Below are 16815 nucleotides of genomic sequence, written 5' to 3'. Positions count from 1 at the left end.
AACTCATGACGCCACACGGACGACCTCCACCTGGCCGAAGCCCACTTCGAGATCCAGCCTCAGCGTCCCCGGCCGCGCCTTGCCCGGGGTCCTGTCCGCCGACAGTGTGCGCTCCCGGGTCTGGTCCCGGGAGACGTTCGCCTCATCGGGACGCTCTCCGGGGAACCGCACATTCCCGAATTCAGCCTTGGCGTTCACCCGCACGGTCACTCCTTCGGGAACGACGACTCTCAACTGCCCGGCGGCCACCCTGGCGGAAGTGCTCACACTCTGCCCCTCGGGCACCCGCACGCGTCGCAGGTCCAGGGTGCCCCGGCCCGAACTCAGCTCGTAGTGGGGCCGGACGGCGTCGGCCGAGGCCGCCGTCCACCGCTGGTCGCTCCACTGCGTGGAGATGTCCTTCGGTATCACCGACGCCCCTGTCAGCAGCCCGGCCGTGAGCACCACGAGCATGACCGTGCCCAGTCCCGTACGGCCCAGGAAGCTGCCCACGGCGAGGCCGATCCCGAACACGGCGAGCGCCGCGGCCAGCCCGATCTGCACACTCGTGCCCAGCGGTTGGCTCTCCCAGGTGAGGCCCGTGCCCAGCCCCGCGGCCAGCACCGCGAAGAGGAAGACCAGCCCCGCTGTCCCGCGCGGCCCCCGCGGTCGCGGTGGTCGCGGCGGATGCCACCGGGCCGCGCCGTGCCATCTCCACGGCTGCGCCTGCGTCCGCACCCCGCTGCCGCCGGGGCCCCACAGATAGTCAGCCCCGGGCAGGCCGAAGCCGCCGGGGACACCGCGGCCGTCCTTGATGAGGGGATCGCGCCACCACGAGGGGCTGCCGGGGGAAGGCGGCGCCATGGTCTCCGGCGGGGCCTCCGCCGCCGCGTGCGCGGCGGAGGAATCCACCGGGGCGCCGTCGGCCGGGGCGGCGCGCCGACGCTGGGACCAGACGGCGGCTCCCACCATCGCGATCGACAGCAGCCCGGCGAAGCTCAGCGTCTCCTCGTTTCCCAGCATCGACAGAAACAGCCCGCAGCCGATCAGCGCGAGCAGCACGGCGATCAGCGAGGCGCCGTCCACCCGCCCCGACAGCAGCCTGCGCCCCTCGTTCTCCTCCTCACCGTCGAGGGGGATCAGCAGCCACGCGAAGCCGTAGAAGATCAGTCCGACGCCCGCCGTCACCGTGAGCACGCCGATCACGATCCGGAAGACGACCGGATCGATGTCGTAGTGCTTGCCCAGGCCGCCGCAGACTCCGGCGAGCACCTTCTGCCGACGGCCGCGCCGCAGCTGCGAGAGCGCGGGCGGCGGTGTGGCGGAGGGGGCGGCGGAGTCCGGAGCGGAACCCGGCGCCGAGGGCGGCGCGGGCGGCGGTGGAGGCAGCGGCTGGGTCATACGTCCATGGTGCGGGCGCGGGCGCCCCGGCTCCACCGGCCTCGACCCCGGACTGTCCCTGATATTGATCCCGGGCATCCTCGGGGCCCGGGATCAGGGTCGGCTCAGGGGTCCGTCCCTGATGCCCCGGCCCGGTTCGCCGTGTGACCATCGATGACATGCAAGCCGCCCCGCCCCATGCCGCCGCGACTTCCTCCTCCCGTGCGTCCGCGCCCGAGGAGCAGCAGGTGCGCAAGTTGTACCGCAGCGCGGACGGCCGGCTGCTCGGCGGTGTGGCGCGCGGGCTCGCCGGCCATCTCGGGCTGCCGGTGATCTGGGTGCGGATGGTCTTCCTCGTCCTGTTCTTCGCGCAGGGTCTCGGTGCCCTGCTCTACGCGGTGTTCTGGATCGTCGTCCCGCTCGGTGTCGGCGGCACCGCCGCCGAGCCGCGCTCCGTCTTCGAGATCAGCCCCGACGGCCGGCGCCGTCTGCGCAAGCCCGACAAAGGGCAGATCTTCGCGCTGATCGCGCTGGTGATCAGCGCCGGTACGTTCATCGGCAGTGTCAGCCTCGGCCGCAATCAGGCCGACCGTTACATCTGGCCGACGCTCTTGATAGGCGCCGGTGTCGTCCTGGTCTGGCGCCAGGCGGACAACGCGCGCCGGGCCCGCTGGGCCGAGGTGGGCAGGAGCCGCCGGGCCCTCCAGCTCGCGCGAGGAGTCGCCGGCGTCGCCCTGGTCGGCCTCGGCCTCGCCGTGTTCGTGGTGGTGCGCGGCTCGGCGGCCCAGTTCGGGAATGTGCTGACGGGGGCCATCGCCGTCGTGGCCGGGGTGGCGCTGCTCGCCGGGCCCTGGCTCGTCCGGATGACCCAGGACCTCTCCGAGGAGCGGCTGATGCGCATCCGCGCGCAGGAACGGGCCGAGGTCGCCGCTCACGTCCACGACTCCGTGCTGCACACCCTCACGCTCATCCAGCGCAGCGCCGACGAGGCGGGCGAGGTCCGGCGGCTCGCCCGCGCACAGGAGCGCGAGCTGCGTGCCTGGCTCTACCGGCCGGAGGGCACGGGCAAGGACGAGGAGGACGAGCCCAGCACCCTCGCCGAGGCCGTCAAGCGGACGGCGGCCGAGGTGGAGGACTACCACGGGGTGCCGATCGAGGTCGTCGTGGTCGGGGACTGCCCGCTCGACGAGAAGCTGGCCGCGCAGATACAGGCGGCCCGCGAGGCGATGGTCAACGCCGCCAAGTACGGCGGCGAGGGAGGCGCGGTGCAGGTCTTCGCCGAGGTGGAGGGGCGTACGGTCTTCGTCTCGGTGCGGGACCGGGGCCCCGGATTCGACCTGGACGCGGTGCCCGGCGACCGGATGGGGGTCCGGGAATCCATCATCGGCCGTATGCAGCGCAACGGCGGGACGGCCCGGCTCGGCGCCGCGCCGGGCGGCGGTACGGAAGTCGAGCTGGAGATGGAGCGGGCCGAGTGACGCCGCGCGCACCGTGTCCCGGCGCGCGGGCGACTTCCGGTCGTACGAGCGGGGACCGTACGGTACGAGGGGGCATGTCCGCGCAGCAGCAGCAGCAGCGTCGTCCGCCCGTCGGCCGGGCGGGATGTGTCAGACAGGGCCTGGGGTCGTGACCGGCACCAGCGCCCGTACCAGCAGCAGTACCAGCACCGGCAACGGCGCCGCGCGGGCGGCAGTACCAGCACCGGCAACGGTGCCGCGCGGGCGGCACAGCGACGAGGGCGAGGGGCACAGACCATGAGCGAGGACCTACAGGCGGAGGGCGCCGCGGCGGCCGGTGAGGGCCGGCACGCGCGGGTCGTGCTGGTCGACGACCACCGCATGTTCCGTACCGGTGTCCAGGCCGAGATCGGCCGTACGGATGTGACGGGCGTCGAGGTCGTGGGCGAGGCGGCCGACGTCGACCAGGCGGTCTCGGTGATCAACGCGACCCGCCCCGAGGTCGTGCTGCTCGACGTCCATCTGCCGGGTGGCGGCGGCGTGGAGGTGCTGCGCCGCTGCGCGCCGCTGATGGGAGCCGTGGAGAACCCGGTGCGATTCCTGGCGCTGTCGGTCTCCGACGCCGCCGAGGACGTCATCGGGGTCATCAGGGGCGGCGCCCGGGGCTACGTCACCAAAACGATCACGGGCACCGATCTCGTCGACTCGGTCTTCCGCGTCCAGGAGGGCGACGCGGTCTTCTCGCCGAGGCTGGCCGGCTTCGTCCTGGACGCGTTCGCGTCGACGGACGCCCCGCCGGTGGACGAGGACCTGGACCGGCTCACCCAGCGGGAGCGCGAGGTGCTGCGACTGATCGCGCGCGGCTACGCGTACAAGGAGATCGCCAAGCAGCTGTTCATCTCGGTGAAGACGGTGGAGTCGCACGTCTCGGCCGTACTGCGCAAGCTCCAGCTCTCCAACCGCCACGAACTCACCCGCTGGGCGACGGCCCGCAGGCTGGTCTGACGGGGGGCCGGGGAGGGCCCGGGAGAGCCCGGAAGCCCGTGGAGGGCCCGGGAGGGCGCGGAAGCCCGTGGAGCGACGCCTTGGCGTGTTCATGGTGAAACGGGGTGCTGCCTCTTGACCTCGGTCGGCGCCGGTCGATGCCCTGTGTGGTGGCGCGCGCCCACCGGGGGAGAATGCCACCCCCACCGCCGACTCCGGCACCACCTCGGGCACCGGCTTCCTCCCGGGAACCGCCGACGGCGCCCACCGTGTCACCCCACTCCACGTACCGGACGCGCCGGGCGGGGCCGCCCGGTGACGACACGAGCGCGGCCACCGGGTGCGGCGACGAGCGAATGCGGCGACGAGCGGTGCTGCTACGACCGGTACGGCTACGAGCAGCGCCACCGGGTGACGTACAGCCGCCCCCCGCGGTCCTCCAGCACGCCGCGCACGCACTCGCCCGGCTCGGTCTCGATCACGCCGGACAGCTCGGCGTGGCCGTGCCGGGTCGTGCGGGTGCCGAACCAGCCGGGAAACGCCGTGATCCGGCTGTCCTTGCGCTGGTAGCCGAGGCGTACGGAGAGATCGGGCGCGCCCGGACGCCGTACGTACCGTGTGGTGAAGGCGCCCGTGGAGCCGATCGGCCCCTCGACGCAGAGCCGCCCGCCGGAGAGGTCGCCGCAGCCCCGGGGGGTGATGCCGACGGGGGCCAGGACGAAGAGCGAGCCCACGAGGAGCCCGGTGGCGCGGACCGCGCTGGCACGTCTCACAGCTTCCCTCTTTCGCCGCCCCCTCGGTTCCGCCCTCTTCCGCCGCTCATCGTGGATCAGGGGAGGGCGTGCGGCACTCCGGCTGGCCCGAGCGGCGGCCCCGGATCACCCCGGGGGCAGGCGTGTGCGCCGGAGCGCGCGCGGGTGACTGGACGGGGCGTGCGCGGCCTAGACAGGGCGCGCGGCGCCCGCGAAGGGCATCTGGTCGACCGGCGCGAGCCGGACCGCCGAACCAGGGCGCGGGGCGTGGATCATCTGCCCGCCGCCCACATAGATGCCGACATGGCTGACGCCGGAGAAGAAGAAGACCAGGTCACCGGGGGAGAGCTGATCGTGGCTCACCCGCCGTCCCGCGTTGATCTGGGTGTACGTGGTGCGCGGCAGCGAGACGCCGGCCGCGCGCCAGGCGGCCTGGGTCAGCCCCGAGCAGTCGAAGGAGCCCGGCCCGGTGGCCCCCCACACGTACGGCTTGCCGATCGCCCCGTAGGCGAAGGCGACGGCCGCCGCCGCACGGGAGTTCGGCGCGGGCACGGCGCCCGCCCGCTGCCCCTGGTCCCGCTGTCCCCGCCCCTGCTGACCGCCGGTGCCCTGGTCCTGCCGCTGGTCGTACCGGGCCCGCTGCACGGCGGTGAGCCGGTCCAGCAGCCGCTGGGCCGAGTCGAGCTTCGCCCGCGCGGCGGACTTGTGCCGGGCCAGTTCCGACTGGCGGGCCCGCAGCTCCGCCGCCCGGCTGTCGGCCCGGCCGCGCAGTCCGGCGATCCGGCCGAGTTCCCGGCGGATCGAGACGATCATCGCGGCCTGCCGGGCGCCGGTCCGCTCGGCCAGCGCCGCCCCTTCGAGGAAATCCTCGGGCTTGGAGCTGAGACCGAGCTGTACGGCGGGATCCAGACCGCCGGAGCGGTACTGCGCGGCGGCGATCGAACCGAGCGCGTCGCGCGAGGTGTTGAGCCGCTCCGTCCTGCGGGCCGCCTCGTCGCTCAGCAGGGTGAGCGAGGCGCGCGCGTCGTCCGCCTTCACCTTCGCGCCGTTGTACCGCTCGGTGGCGCTCTCCGCCTGCTCGTACAGCCTGTCCACCTTGGCCTTGACCTGCGCGGCCGTCAGCCGGGGCTCGGCGTGCGCGGGGGAGGGGGCGCCCGCGGTGGTGGCGGTCGCGGCTCCGGCGAGCGCGAGAGTGGCGGCCGTCCGGCCGGCCTGGCCGGAGAGCGGGCGCTGTTTACGTTTGCGGTGCGCAGCCACGGGGGCGTCCACGTCCTTCTGTACGTCTGCTGTCCGTTGTCCGTCTGCCTGCTGTCTCTGGAGAAGGACGCTAAGGCTCCAGATCACGATCCGGCCTCGGCAGCCCGGTATTGGCCGGAGCTGATGGTTCCGGAGCACTTTGCGATCGGGACGCTACGGAGGTGATGTCACTCCGCGGCCGTGCGCGACCGGAATCGCGACTGAGGTCTGCCTCACCGAGGACCGGCGAAAGGGCCGCCGCTAGGCTCCGAATATGGACGTACTGATCAATCTTTTCGTCGCTCTGCACATCATCGGCATAGCCGCGCTGCTCGGCGGCTTCCTCACCCAGATGAAGGCGATGAGCGCGGGAACGGCCCGGTTCGGCCCGGCGATGCTGCACGGCGCGCTGACGATGCTGATCACCGGAATGGTGCTGGTGGGCCTCAACCAGGCCGACGGGCACACGCTGAACAACATCAAGATCGGCGTCAAGCTGGCCGTCCTGATCGTGATCCTCGGCATCGTGTACGTGCGGCGCGACGAGGAGAGCGCCCCGAAGCCGCTGTTCGGCGCGGTGGGCGGGCTCACCGTGGCCAATATCCTCATCGCGACGCTCTGGACCTGACCCACGCGCGCCGCGTCGGCCAGGTCCTCGTCGGGAGCGGCGGTCAGGCCGGGCGGACGCTGCCGTGGATCGGCATGTAGTAGATCGACTCCTCGCGGACGTTCGCGCCCGGCTTGGGGGCGTGGATCATCATGCCGTCGCCGATGTAGATGCCCACGTGGCTGACGTCGTCGTAGAAGAAGACCAGATCGCCCGGGAGCAGATCGTCGGTCGCGACGCCGGTGCCGGTGTTCGCCTGGTCCCAGGTGGTGCGCGGCAGCTCCACACCGGCCACCTTCCACGCCGCCTGGGTCAGCCCCGAGCAGTCGTACGAGCTGGGGCCGGAGGCGCCCCAGACGTACGGCTTGCCGATCTGCGCGCGGGCGAAGGCCAGCACCTTCGCGGCCTTGGTGGCGTACGCGCTGCCGGGCGAGGCGGGCAGACCGGCCTCCGCGCCCGGTGTGCCCGGTACGGCCTGGACGGCGGTGGCGGCCGAGGGCTCGGGGACGGCGGTGGCGGGCTGCTCCTGCCGGTCGAGCCGCTCCTGCCGGTCGAGCCGCTCCTGGTGCTCCTGGTGCTCACGCTCGGCGGCCAGAGCCGCGTCGCGGGCCTCGGCCCTGGACTTCGCCTCGGCCTCGCGCCGTGCCTCCTCTTCCTTCTTGCGCTCCAGGGCGGCCAGCCGGGTCCGCTCCTGCGCGGACAGCTTCGCCAGCAGGGTGCGCGCGTCGGCCAGCTTCTGTTGGACGGTCTCTTTGCTCGTGCGCAGCGAGGTCTGCGAATCGGCCAGCGACTCCAGTCCCTCGGTGGCCCACGCGCGCTGTCTCGCCGGGTCGGCCTGGTGCGTCTGGACGTCGGCGACGGCGCCCTGCCGGCGCTCGGCCGGCCGGTCCCGCACCTCCTTCTGCTCCGGGCGGGCCTGCGAGCCGTCCGCGAACAGGAGGGCGGCGGTCGGCGCGACGGTGCCTTCCCGGTACTGGGTGGCGGCGTACGAACCGAGCGTGCGGCGGGCTTCGTTCAGCTTGTCGGCGCTCTTGGCGACGTTGTCGCGCACCCGGTCGACCGTGCGCTTCTGCTTCGCGGTGGCGGTCTTCGCCTTGTTGTACTGCTGCGTCGTGCTGCCTGCCTGGCGGTACAGGTCGTCGACCTTTTTCTGTACCTCTTCTACCGAGGGGTTCGGTTCGGCGGGCGCGGCGTCCGCGCTCTGCGTCGACAGCAGCGTGACCGAGGCGATGGCGGCCGTGGTGACCCCGACGGCGGGGGAGTTGGAGCCCACGCCGCTACGGTTGCGCGACTTGCGATGCGACGCCAAGGTCGGCATCTCCTTCCGTGGACCGCCTACCGGGTTAGCTGTCGGGTTCGGGCGGGAACGGAAGGCTGCCCTACGGGCCTTGTGCGTACGGGGAAACGTACGGCCCGATTCACCCCGGTGGTGCAGAGTGGGTCCCCGGTTTCGAACTTCCCTGTGGGAAGGCCGAATTCGGCGCGGGCCGCCCGCTCGGCGTGGATCGCCTGGGGGATACGGGCTGCCTGATCGAGCACGCTAGCCAAGTTGTGCTGCTGATGTGAAGGTGGATGGTCGATATGCCCGAAACATTTTCGTGACCATTTGCGGGAGTGAGGTGCGAGGCGGGCCAATGGAGGGTATAGCGTCACGCTCGGTAATTCATCGATCGCTTGATCGTAACAAGCCGGGGGCGGGCCGGTGGTGTGGAGACTTCGGGAGGCGGGCGCGGGTTGTCAGTGCGGCCGCCTAGAATCGGAAGGCGATGAGCAGCCTCTTTGACGACAGTTTCCTGGCGGACCTCCAGCCCTCCGGTGACGAGCACCCGCCGCCGCCCGAGGAGCAGGACGACCATGCCCCGGAGCAGGTGCCCGACGACCTCTTCGGCGGCGCGTTCGACGCGCCGCCGGCCCGGGACCCGTACCACCGCGACGGCGCCCCGCGCTCGGTCGTCGACCCCGCCGCGCTCCTCGACGGGCTGAACGACGAGCAGCGCGCGGCCGTGGTGCACACCGGATCGCCCCTGCTCATCGTGGCCGGGGCCGGATCGGGCAAGACGCGTGTCCTGACCCACCGGATCGCCCACCTGCTGGGCACCCGCGGCGCGCACCCCGGGCAGATACTGGCGATCACCTTCACCAACAAGGCCGCCGGTGAGATGAAGGAGCGCGTCGGGCAGCTCGTCGGCCCGCGCGCCAACGCGATGTGGGTCATGACCTTCCACAGCGCCTGCGTGCGGATCCTGCGCCGGGAGTCGAAGAGGCTCGGCTTCACCTCGTCCTTCTCGATCTACGACGCGGCCGACTCCAAGCGGCTGATGGCCCTGGTCTGCCGCGATCTCGACCTCGACCCCAAGCGCTATCCGCCCAAGTCCTTCAGCGCCAAGATCTCGAACCTGAAGAACGAGCTGATCGACGAGGAGACCTTCGCCGGACAGGCGGCCGACGGCTTCGAGAAGATGCTCGCCGAGGCGTACCGGATGTACCAGGCGCGGCTGCGCGAGGCCAACGCCCTGGACTTCGACGACATCATCATGACCACCGTCCATCTCCTCCAGGCGTTCCCGGACGTCGCCGAGCACTACCGGCTGCGTTTCCGCCATGTCCTGGTCGACGAGTACCAGGACACGAACCACGCCCAGTACACGCTCGTACGCGAACTGGTGGGCCCCTCGGGCGAGGGACACCACCCGGCCGAGCTGTGCGTGGTCGGGGACGCCGACCAGTCGATCTACGCCTTCCGGGGCGCCACGATCCGCAACATCCTCCAGTTCGAGGAGGACTACCCGGACGCGACGACGATCCTGCTGGAGCAGAACTACCGCTCCACGCAGACGATCCTCAGCGCCGCCAACGCCGTCATCGAGCGCAACGAGAGCCGCCGCCCGAAGAACCTGTGGACGAACGCCGGAGCCGGCGCCCGGATCACCGGCTATGTCGCGGACACGGAGCACGACGAGGCGCAGTTCGTCGCCGACGAGATCGACCGGCTGACGGACTCGAAGGAGGCCAAGGCAGGCGACGTGGCCGTCTTCTACCGGACGAACGCGCAGTCCCGCGTCTTCGAGGAGATCTTCATCCGGGTCGGCCTGCCGTACAAGGTCGTCGGCGGCGTGCGCTTCTACGAGCGCAAGGAGGTCCGCGACGTCCTGGCCTACCTGCGGGTGCTGGCCAATCCGGAGGACAACGTACCGCTGCGCAGGATCCTCAACGTGCCCAAGCGCGGCATCGGGGACCGCGCGGAGGCGATGATCGACGCCCTCGCCCTCCGCGAGAAGATCACCTTCCCGCAGGCGCTGCGGCGCGTGGACGAGGCGTACGGGATGGCGGCGCGCTCCGCCAACGCCGTCAAGCGCTTCAACACGCTGATGGAGGACCTGCGCACGATCGTGGAGTCGGGAGCGGGCCCGGCGACGGTCCTGGAGGCCGTCCTCGAACGGACCGGCTATCTGGCGGAGCTGCAGGCGTCGACGGACCCGCAGGACGAGACGCGGATCGAGAACTTGCAGGAACTGGCGGCGGTGGCGCTGGAATTCGAGCAGGAGCGCGGCCAGGCCGAGGGCCGCAGCGAGGACGCGGCGGACACGGGTGACGCGGCGGACGCGGGTGACGCGGCGGACGCGGGTGACGGCGGCGCCGAGGGGGAGGGCGGTCCCGCCGCCCCCGCCGGGCCTCCGACTCTCGCCGAGTTCCTGGAGAAGGTGGCTCTCGTGGCCGACTCCGACCAGATCCCCGACGAGGACGAGGACGGCTCCGGGGTCATCACGCTGATGACGCTGCACACCGCCAAGGGCCTTGAGTTCCCGGTGGTGTTCCTGTCGGGCATGGAGGACGGCGTCTTCCCGCACATGCGTTCCCTCGGCCAGACGAAGGAGCTGGAGGAGGAGCGGCGGCTCGCGTACGTCGGTATCACGCGCGCCCGCGAGCGGCTCTACCTGACGCGGTCGTCGATGCGCAGCGCCTGGGGGCAGCCCGCGTACAACCCGCCGTCGCGGTTCCTGGAGGAGATTCCGGGAGAGCATCTGGAGTGGAAGCGGACCGGCGCGCAGATCCCGGCGGGCCCGGTCTCCGGCATCGCGTCCTCGCTCTCGTCCTCGGCCTCCGCGCGGTCGCGGTCGGGCGGGCCCACGGGGTTCGCCACCCGGCGCACGACCGACAAGCCGGTGATCTCCCTGACCGTCGGGGACCGTGTCACGCACGACCAGTTCGGCCTCGGAACGGTCATGGCGGTGACGGGGACGGGCGCGGACGCGCAGGTGACGGTGGACTTCGGCGACACGAAGCCCAAGCGGCTGCTGCTGCGGTACGCGCCGGTCGAGAAGCTGTAGCCACCGGACGCCCGAGACGTACGCGGCTGGGCCCTGTCTGCAAAGTCCNNGGACTTTGCAGACAGGGCCCAGGGCTACGGTCGTCGCCGTGACCGTCGGCCGTCAGGTCGGGTCGACGCCGTGGCTGCGCAGCCACGGCAGCGGGTCGATCGCCGAGCCGGCCCCGGGCCGTACCTCGAAGTGCAGGTGGGGTCCGGTGGAGTTGCCCGAGCTTCCGGAGTAGGCGATCACGTCGCCCGCCTTGACCGAACCTGACCGGATCTTGGTACTGCTGAGGTGGCAGTACCAGGTCTCGGTGCCGTCGGGGGAGGTCACGATGGCCATGTTGCCGTAGGCGCTGTTGTACTGCGTCCGTACGGTGCCGTCCGTCGCGGCCATCACCGGCGTCCCGTACGAGACGGGGAAGTCGATTCCGGTGTGCACGGACATCCAGTTGACGCCGGCCTGGCCGTAGTAGGCGCTGAGCCCGTGCTGCGAGACGGGGAGCACGAACTTGGGGCGTTCCGCCTCCTTGCGTGCCGCCTCCTCCACGCGCTTCTTGCGGTCGGCCTCCTGGCGGGCCTGGAGGTCGATGCGCTCCTGTGTACGGCTGGCGCGGTCGCCGAAGTCACGGGCACCGGCGCTCAGCGTGGCGAGCTGGGTGTCCAGCTTCTTGTTCGCGGCGGCGGCGGCTTCGGGCTTCTGGGTGGCGGTGTCGGCGGCCGATGCGGTGGTGGCCTTGCCGTCCTTGGCGTCCTCGCCACCGTTGAGGCTGCCGACAGAGGCGGCGGCGACACCGGCGACGCCCATCACACAGGCGGAGGGGACGGCGATCGTGAGGAGTGCGGAGCGCTTGGCGGGGGTACGGCGGCGGCCTCGGCCACCGCTTCCACTGCCGCCGGCCCGGCCCACCGGGCGCGGGGTGACGCTCACGGCGGGGACCGTCATGGTCGCCGCCATGTGCAGCGATTCGGGTTCGTGCGGGTTCTCGGCCGCGGACGCCGGGTCGGCGGCGTCGGCTTCCGTGTCGTACGCCCGTTCAGGCTCGGGACCCGGCGCGTCGAAGTCGGCCCCCGGGCTGTATTGCGTGGCGGGATCCGGCTCGTACGAGGTGTCCGCGCCGTACTGCTCCGGTACGACGGCCGCCACGAGGACCGTGTCCTGGTGGGAGACGGGCGCTGCCGCGGGCGCGTTCCACGCGGCTTCGTACGCGCCGGTGTCGAACGCGGGAGCCGTCCACTGGGCGGTGGCCTCGTATGCGAACGGTGCGGTCTCGAACGGGGGTGTCTCCAACGGGAGCGCCGTATCGAGTCCCTGCGTCTGGTCTCCGTAGCCGAACGAGGCGTTCTGGAACTGCCCGCCGTCGAACTGCCCGCCGTCGAACTGGCCACTGTCGAACTGACTGCTGTCGAACTGTCCGCTGTCGAACGCGGTGTTCTCGAACTGCCCCGCCGCTCCCGGCCCGTTGGGCTGGTTCGGCTCGGGCGCCGTGTTCGCCGTGTTCCAGGCGGTCGCGTCCCACTGACCGGAGGTGTCGGCGCTGGCGGTGGACCACTGGCCGCTGGTGTCGTACTGGGCTGTGCCGTACGTGTCGTACCCCACCGTCGTGTGGGAGCCGGTGCCCCACTGGGTGGAGTCGTACTGGCCGGTGTCGTACGGGGCGGTGTCGTACGGGGCGGGGGCGACCGCGGAGGTGTCGTAACCGGAGCCCTCGTAACCGGAGTGGTTCGAGTGACCGGTGTGCCCCTCGGAACCGGCCGAGCCGTCCGGAAGGTTGCCGAACAGGGGATCCGTCGCGAAGCTGCCGTTCTGGTAGCCGTCATGTGCGGCGTACCCGGCGTGGGCGTGCTGGTCGTTCACCAACTTCTCTCTCGCCTCGGCAGCAGAACCAGGGTGTCCGGGTTCCGTCGTGGTCGGATCGAACCGATCGGACGGGTCCCGGAAGGAAAGCAGTGGCCGCGACTGTACCCGGCGGTATGCGACGGCCACAATCTTCCCTGGGTTTCGTGGTTCACCGAAACGGTCATTCGGCCGTGTTTCGGGGAACTGTGGGCGCAGCTTTGGCCCTACGTTCGATAAATGTTCGAGTAACTGCGGTCGAAACGAGGGCTGTCGGGTCAGGCGACCGACGCGGATCCGCCGACCGGGGCGCCACTTTCGTCGGTGACGGGGTCTGTCGTCAGGGCGTGCCGGATGCAGGCGGCCACCGCCGGATGGACGGTCAGGCCGAGGTGGCCCACCCCGCTCACCTTCACGTTCTCCGCGCGCAGGTCCGGATGTTCGACGCGGGCCGTCCCGGGAGGTGTCATCAGCTGGTCGAGATCGCTCCAGAAGCTGACGAACCGGGTACGGCAGCCGGGCGCGGGCAGCCGCAACTCCTCGATCACCGCCGATCCGGGCCGCATCTGCCGGACGACGGGGTGGACGTTCGCGAGCGGGACGACCGTCGTGCCCGCGTGGGGTGTGCCGAGGGTGACCAGCGTCCGTACCCGGGCGTCGCCGCCCAGCCGTTGCACGTAATAGCGGGCGATCAGACCGCCGAGGCTGTGCCCGACGATGTCGACGCGCTGGTGTCCCGTGCGCGTGCGGATCTCCTCGATGTGCCGGCCGAGCAGCTCGGCCGCCGTGCGGATGTCGCAGGTCAGCGGGGAGTGGTTGAGGGAGATGAGGTGACGTCGGCCGTGCCGGGCGAGGGAGCGGCGCAGCGGGACGAAGACCGAGCGGTTGTCGGCGAAGCCGTGGAGCAGTACGACGGGCGGTTGGGAGCGGCCCTCGGTGGGGAGCGCGGAGGCTTCCGGTGGCAGGGCGGCGGCCCGCACCCGGCGCTCCTGGGTGATTCCGGCCGGATAGAGCAGGGCGTGGCCGGTGAGGATCGCCAGTTCGAGCGCGGTGGCGCGCAGGAGGGCCGTGGGGAACGGGGGCAGTGGCGGCAGTGACGGAAGCGGGCGCAGTGACGGAAGTGGGTGCAGTGACGGAAGCGGGGGATGGAACGGCAAGACCTTCATGGCCGACCTCCGGCGCGGCGCCCGGGTGACGGCTCTGTCCCCGCGCGCCCTCGTGGGGCGCCGCGAGGCGCCGCCCCGCGCGAGCCGCCCCACCGTGCCGCGCGGCTGGCGGCGCGGTGGAACGGCGCCCGGGTGGCGACTTCCGCTGCGGCTCCCCTTGCGGCCCTCCTGCCCGGCCGGGTGTGCCGAGTGGTAACGGAACGCCGCAAAGCGAACATGTCCCACGTGTGATTTCCCCCTCGCCGACCTTCACGAAACGACGAGTTGCGGGATGCTGTGGATAACGTTCGTTCACTACTCCGTGCCCGGAGCCGGATCCGGCTCCGCGCGGAGGCACGTGCCGATGGCGGCATCGTCGTATGTGGAGGCAGTGATGGGTGTGGCTGGTCCGATTCGTGTGGTGGTGGCCAAGCCGGGTCTCGACGGCCACGATCGAGGGGCGAAGGTGATCGCGCGGGCTCTGCGCGACGCGGGCATGGAGGTCATCTACACGGGCCTGCACCAGACGCCGGAGCAGATCGTGGACACCGCGATCCAGGAGGACGCCGACGCGATCGGCCTGTCCATCCTCTCGGGCGCCCACAACACGCTCTTCGCCAAGGTGCTGGAGCTGTTGAAGGAGCGTGACGCACAGGACATCAAGGTCTTCGGCGGCGGCATCATCCCCGACGACGACATCGCCCCGCTGAAGGAGCTGGGGGTGGCCGAGATCTTCACCCCGGGCGCCACGACCACGGCGATCGTCGCCTGGGTCAACGCCCATGTCCGCCAGCCGGCCGGTGCGTGACGCGCCGCCTGGGACGCGATGCCCCCCTGGGACGCGCCGCCCGCGCGGGACGCGATGCCCGCGCGGGACGATGTCGGCCGGGACTCAGGACTGACCGACTCAGGACTGACCGACTCAGGACTGACCGACTCCGGACTGGCCGACTCCGGACTCATCCGGTCCTGGCGTCGGCCAGCTCCGCGAGCATGGACGCGCGCAGGCGCAGCGTGGAGACCAGGCGCTGGAACGCCTCCGACCAGTATCCGCCCGCGCCGGGTGACGCTCCTTCCGGCTCGTCAGGGGTGGCCGTGAGCAGTTCCAGCCGGGCCGCTTCCGCCGGGTCGAGGCACCGCTCGGCCAGGCCCATGACCCCGCTGAAGCTCCAGGGGTAGCTGCCGGCGTCCCTGGCTATCTCCAGGGCGTCCACCACCGCGCGGCCCACGGGCTCCGCCCAGGGCACGGCGCAGACGCCCAGCAGCTGGAACGCCTCCGACAGGCCGTGCGCGGAGATGAACGAGGCGAGCCAGGCCGACCGTTCGGCGGCGGGCAGCGTGGCCAGGAGCTGGGCCCGTTCCGCCAGGGACGAGGTGCCGGGACCGCCCGACGGGGAGGCCGACGGCGCCCCGAGCAACACGGCGGACCAGCGCGCGTCCCGCTGTCTGATGGCCGCCCGGCACCACGCGGCGTGCAGCTCGTCCGCCCACTCGTCCAGGACGGGCAGCGCGACGATCTCCTCGGGCGTCCGGCCGCCGAGCCTGACCGGCCAGATGTCCAGCGGCGCGGCCTCCACCAACTGGCCCAGCCACCAGGAACGTTCGCCGCGGCCGGTCGGCGGGGTCGGCAGCACACCGTCGCGCTGCATCTCCGCGTCGCATTCGTGCGGGGCCTCGACGACGACCACCTGGCCGCCGCCGGTCCTGTCCATGCTCACGCAGGTCGACGCGCGGGCGGCCATCCGGCGGGCGAACGCGGAGCCGGGCAGCGCGGAGAGCAACTCGGCCGCCGTGGAGCGGACATTGCGGCTGCGGTCCGACAGCGCCTTCTCCAGGAAGGGTTCGTCGGCGGCCGAGAGACCGGCCCGCAGGGAGTCGAGGAACATCAGCCGGTCCTCGGCGCGCTCGGTGGCCCAGGTCGTGGCCAGCAGCGTCCGAGCGGTCTCCGCGTCCTCGGCGCGTACGGCGGAGAGCAGCGCGATCCGCTCGGCGAACAGGCCCTCCTCCCAGAGCCGGTGGACGGCCCCGGCGTCCTGGAGCCCGGGTAGCCGCGCACCGCCGGGCGCCCCGCGCAGGGCGAACTTCCACTCGGGGTTGAGCCCGGCGAGCCAGCGTCCGCGCCCTCCGGCGAACAGCAGTGTCTGGGGCCGCAGATCGGTGCGGGCGCGTGCGGCGTCCAGCAGCGCTGGCAGGGCGTCGGCGGGCGCGCGGTACCCGTGCTGGTTGGCAGCGGTCAGCCACTGCGGGAGCAGCTCGCCGAGATCCGGCGTCGCGCCCCGCCGTCCGCCGCCCGAGGGCGCCGACCGGTCGTCGAGCAGCTGTACGAGCCGTCGGCCGGCCGCTTCCGGCAGGGGGCGGCGCCCGTCGTGCGGCGCGGACTCGGGCCGGTCCCCGGCGCGCGCGGGAACCAGGCCCGCCCTGCGCCGCACGGTGTGGAGCGCGGCGGCGTCCAGCAGGGCCACGGGCCCTTCCTTGCCGCCGCCGGTGAGAGCCGGCGGCGGGGTGCGGCGGTCCGTGCCGAGCAGCGCCGAGACGACGAGCCTCTCCCAGGGGGCCGTCGCGGTGTTCGTGGCGTCGGCGGTGCCGGTCGTGCCGCCGCCGCTGTCTGTGGTGGTGCTGGTCATCGGTCCTCCGTGCGGGTGTCGGTTCGTCCGAAGGGGGTGGCGCGGTCAGGTGAGCGCAATCGTCCCTGCCACGTCCTCGGCCCAGGCCGCCAGCGGCTGGAAGCCGCGGTGGCCGAACTCACCGAAGACCGTGACCGGGCCGCCGCCGGACAGCGCCGCGAGCTTCCACAGCCCGGAGCGGGACAGCCCGGCGGACGCCAGGGGCAGCGCGGACTCGCCGTCCGCGTCGGCCAGCTGCCAGCCACCGCCGCCCGTCCCGACGGGCACGACCCGACGCAGCGTCACCGGCACCGAGTCCAGCCAGGGATCGGCCCGCAGCGCCGCGCCGTACGCCTCGATCGCCGCCCCCGTCGAGCCGCCAGGCGGCGGCTCCTCGATCGGGCCCGGTGCGCCGAACTGCTCGCCCCAGTCGGCACGCGACTGCCCGGCGCCCGGATGCGGCACGATCTCCGCCTCGATCATCAGCCCCACCGGCAGCCCCAGCTTCGGCGCGCGCCCCGCCCCG

At 72.2% G+C, this 16815-nt stretch carries 12 protein-coding genes, 1 pseudogene and 1 riboswitch; of the genes and pseudogenes, 5 read left to right on the top strand and 8 right to left on the bottom strand.

Going from position 1 to position 16815, the window contains the following annotated elements:
• Window positions 1-3: 3 nt before the first annotated feature.
• Window positions 4-1380 (bottom strand): PspC domain-containing protein, encoded by a 1377-nt coding sequence (locus DVH02_RS12935; protein WP_114623938.1) that lies wholly within the window; start codon window positions 1378-1380, stop codon window positions 4-6.
• Window positions 1381-1538: 158 nt separating this feature from the next.
• On the opposite strand from DVH02_RS12935, the gene DVH02_RS12930 reads away from it, so the two are divergent.
• Together DVH02_RS12930 and DVH02_RS12925 are read left to right on the top strand one after the other, a co-directional pair.
• Window positions 1539-2837, top strand: coding sequence for an ATP-binding protein (locus DVH02_RS12930; RefSeq protein WP_114623949.1), 1299 nt, complete (start codon window positions 1539-1541; stop codon window positions 2835-2837).
• A gap of 276 nt (window positions 2838-3113) precedes the next feature.
• Complete coding sequence (locus tag DVH02_RS12925; RefSeq protein WP_114623937.1) at window positions 3114-3821, top strand: LuxR C-terminal-related transcriptional regulator; 708 nt, start codon at window positions 3114-3116, stop codon at window positions 3819-3821.
• Between the two features lie 371 nt (window positions 3822-4192).
• On the opposite strand, the gene DVH02_RS12920 is transcribed toward DVH02_RS12925, so the two are convergent.
• Complete coding sequence (locus tag DVH02_RS12920) at window positions 4193-4573, bottom strand: hypothetical protein (protein WP_233518199.1); 381 nt, start codon at window positions 4571-4573, stop codon at window positions 4193-4195.
• Between the two features lie 168 nt (window positions 4574-4741).
• Window positions 4742-5809, bottom strand: coding sequence for a C40 family peptidase (locus DVH02_RS12915; RefSeq protein ID WP_114623948.1), 1068 nt, complete (start codon window positions 5807-5809; stop codon window positions 4742-4744).
• Window positions 5810-6062: 253 nt separating this feature from the next.
• Between DVH02_RS12915 and DVH02_RS12910 the strand changes: the two genes are divergently transcribed.
• Window positions 6063-6416 (top strand): hypothetical protein, encoded by a 354-nt coding sequence (locus tag DVH02_RS12910; RefSeq protein WP_114623935.1) that lies wholly within the window; start codon window positions 6063-6065, stop codon window positions 6414-6416.
• 43 nt (window positions 6417-6459) lie between these two features.
• Here the strand turns inward: DVH02_RS12910 and DVH02_RS12905 are convergent, their stop codons facing one another.
• On the bottom strand, window positions 6460-7713 hold the full coding sequence (locus DVH02_RS12905; protein ID WP_114623934.1) for a C40 family peptidase: 1254 nt from the start codon (window positions 7711-7713) through the stop codon (window positions 6460-6462).
• Window positions 7712-7888: riboswitch (cyclic di-AMP (ydaO/yuaA leader) on the bottom strand. (Overlaps the previous gene by 2 nt.)
• 273 nt (window positions 7889-8161) lie before the next feature.
• Between DVH02_RS12905 and DVH02_RS12900 the strand changes: the two genes are divergently transcribed.
• The gene (locus DVH02_RS12900) at window positions 8162-10723 is read left to right on the top strand and encodes an ATP-dependent DNA helicase (protein WP_114623933.1); all 2562 of its coding nucleotides are present in this window, start codon (window positions 8162-8164) and stop codon (window positions 10721-10723) included.
• A 102-nt stretch (window positions 10724-10825) separates the two neighbouring features.
• On the opposite strand, the gene DVH02_RS12895 is transcribed toward DVH02_RS12900, so the two are convergent.
• Together DVH02_RS12895 and DVH02_RS12890 are read right to left on the bottom strand one after the other, a co-directional pair.
• Window positions 10826-12562 (bottom strand): M23 family metallopeptidase, encoded by a 1737-nt coding sequence (locus tag DVH02_RS12895; protein ID WP_114623932.1) that lies wholly within the window; start codon window positions 12560-12562, stop codon window positions 10826-10828.
• A 257-nt stretch (window positions 12563-12819) separates the two neighbouring features.
• Complete coding sequence (locus tag DVH02_RS12890) at window positions 12820-13707, bottom strand: esterase/lipase family protein (protein ID WP_114623931.1); 888 nt, start codon at window positions 13705-13707, stop codon at window positions 12820-12822.
• Window positions 13708-14080: 373 nt separating this feature from the next.
• Between DVH02_RS12890 and DVH02_RS12885 the strand changes: the two genes are divergently transcribed.
• Window positions 14081-14494 (top strand): cobalamin B12-binding domain-containing protein, encoded by a 414-nt coding sequence (locus DVH02_RS12885; protein ID WP_114623930.1) that lies wholly within the window; start codon window positions 14081-14083, stop codon window positions 14492-14494.
• Between the two features lie 151 nt (window positions 14495-14645).
• Here the strand turns inward: DVH02_RS12885 and DVH02_RS12880 are convergent, their stop codons facing one another.
• Entirely contained in the window at window positions 14646-16310 is a 1665-nt protein-coding gene (locus DVH02_RS12880) for a DUF5691 domain-containing protein (protein ID WP_199566260.1), read from the bottom strand.
• 45 nt (window positions 16311-16355) lie between these two features.
• A pseudogene (locus DVH02_RS12875) lies at window positions 16356-16815 on the bottom strand (SWIM zinc finger family protein); the annotation flags it as partial.

Source organism: Streptomyces corynorhini, assembly GCF_003346515.1.
GTDB classification, from domain to species: Bacteria; Actinomycetota; Actinomycetes; order Streptomycetales; family Streptomycetaceae; genus Streptomyces; species Streptomyces corynorhini.
The sequence above is the reverse complement of the archived record's forward strand: the minus strand, read 5'-3'. Positions and strand labels throughout refer to the sequence as shown.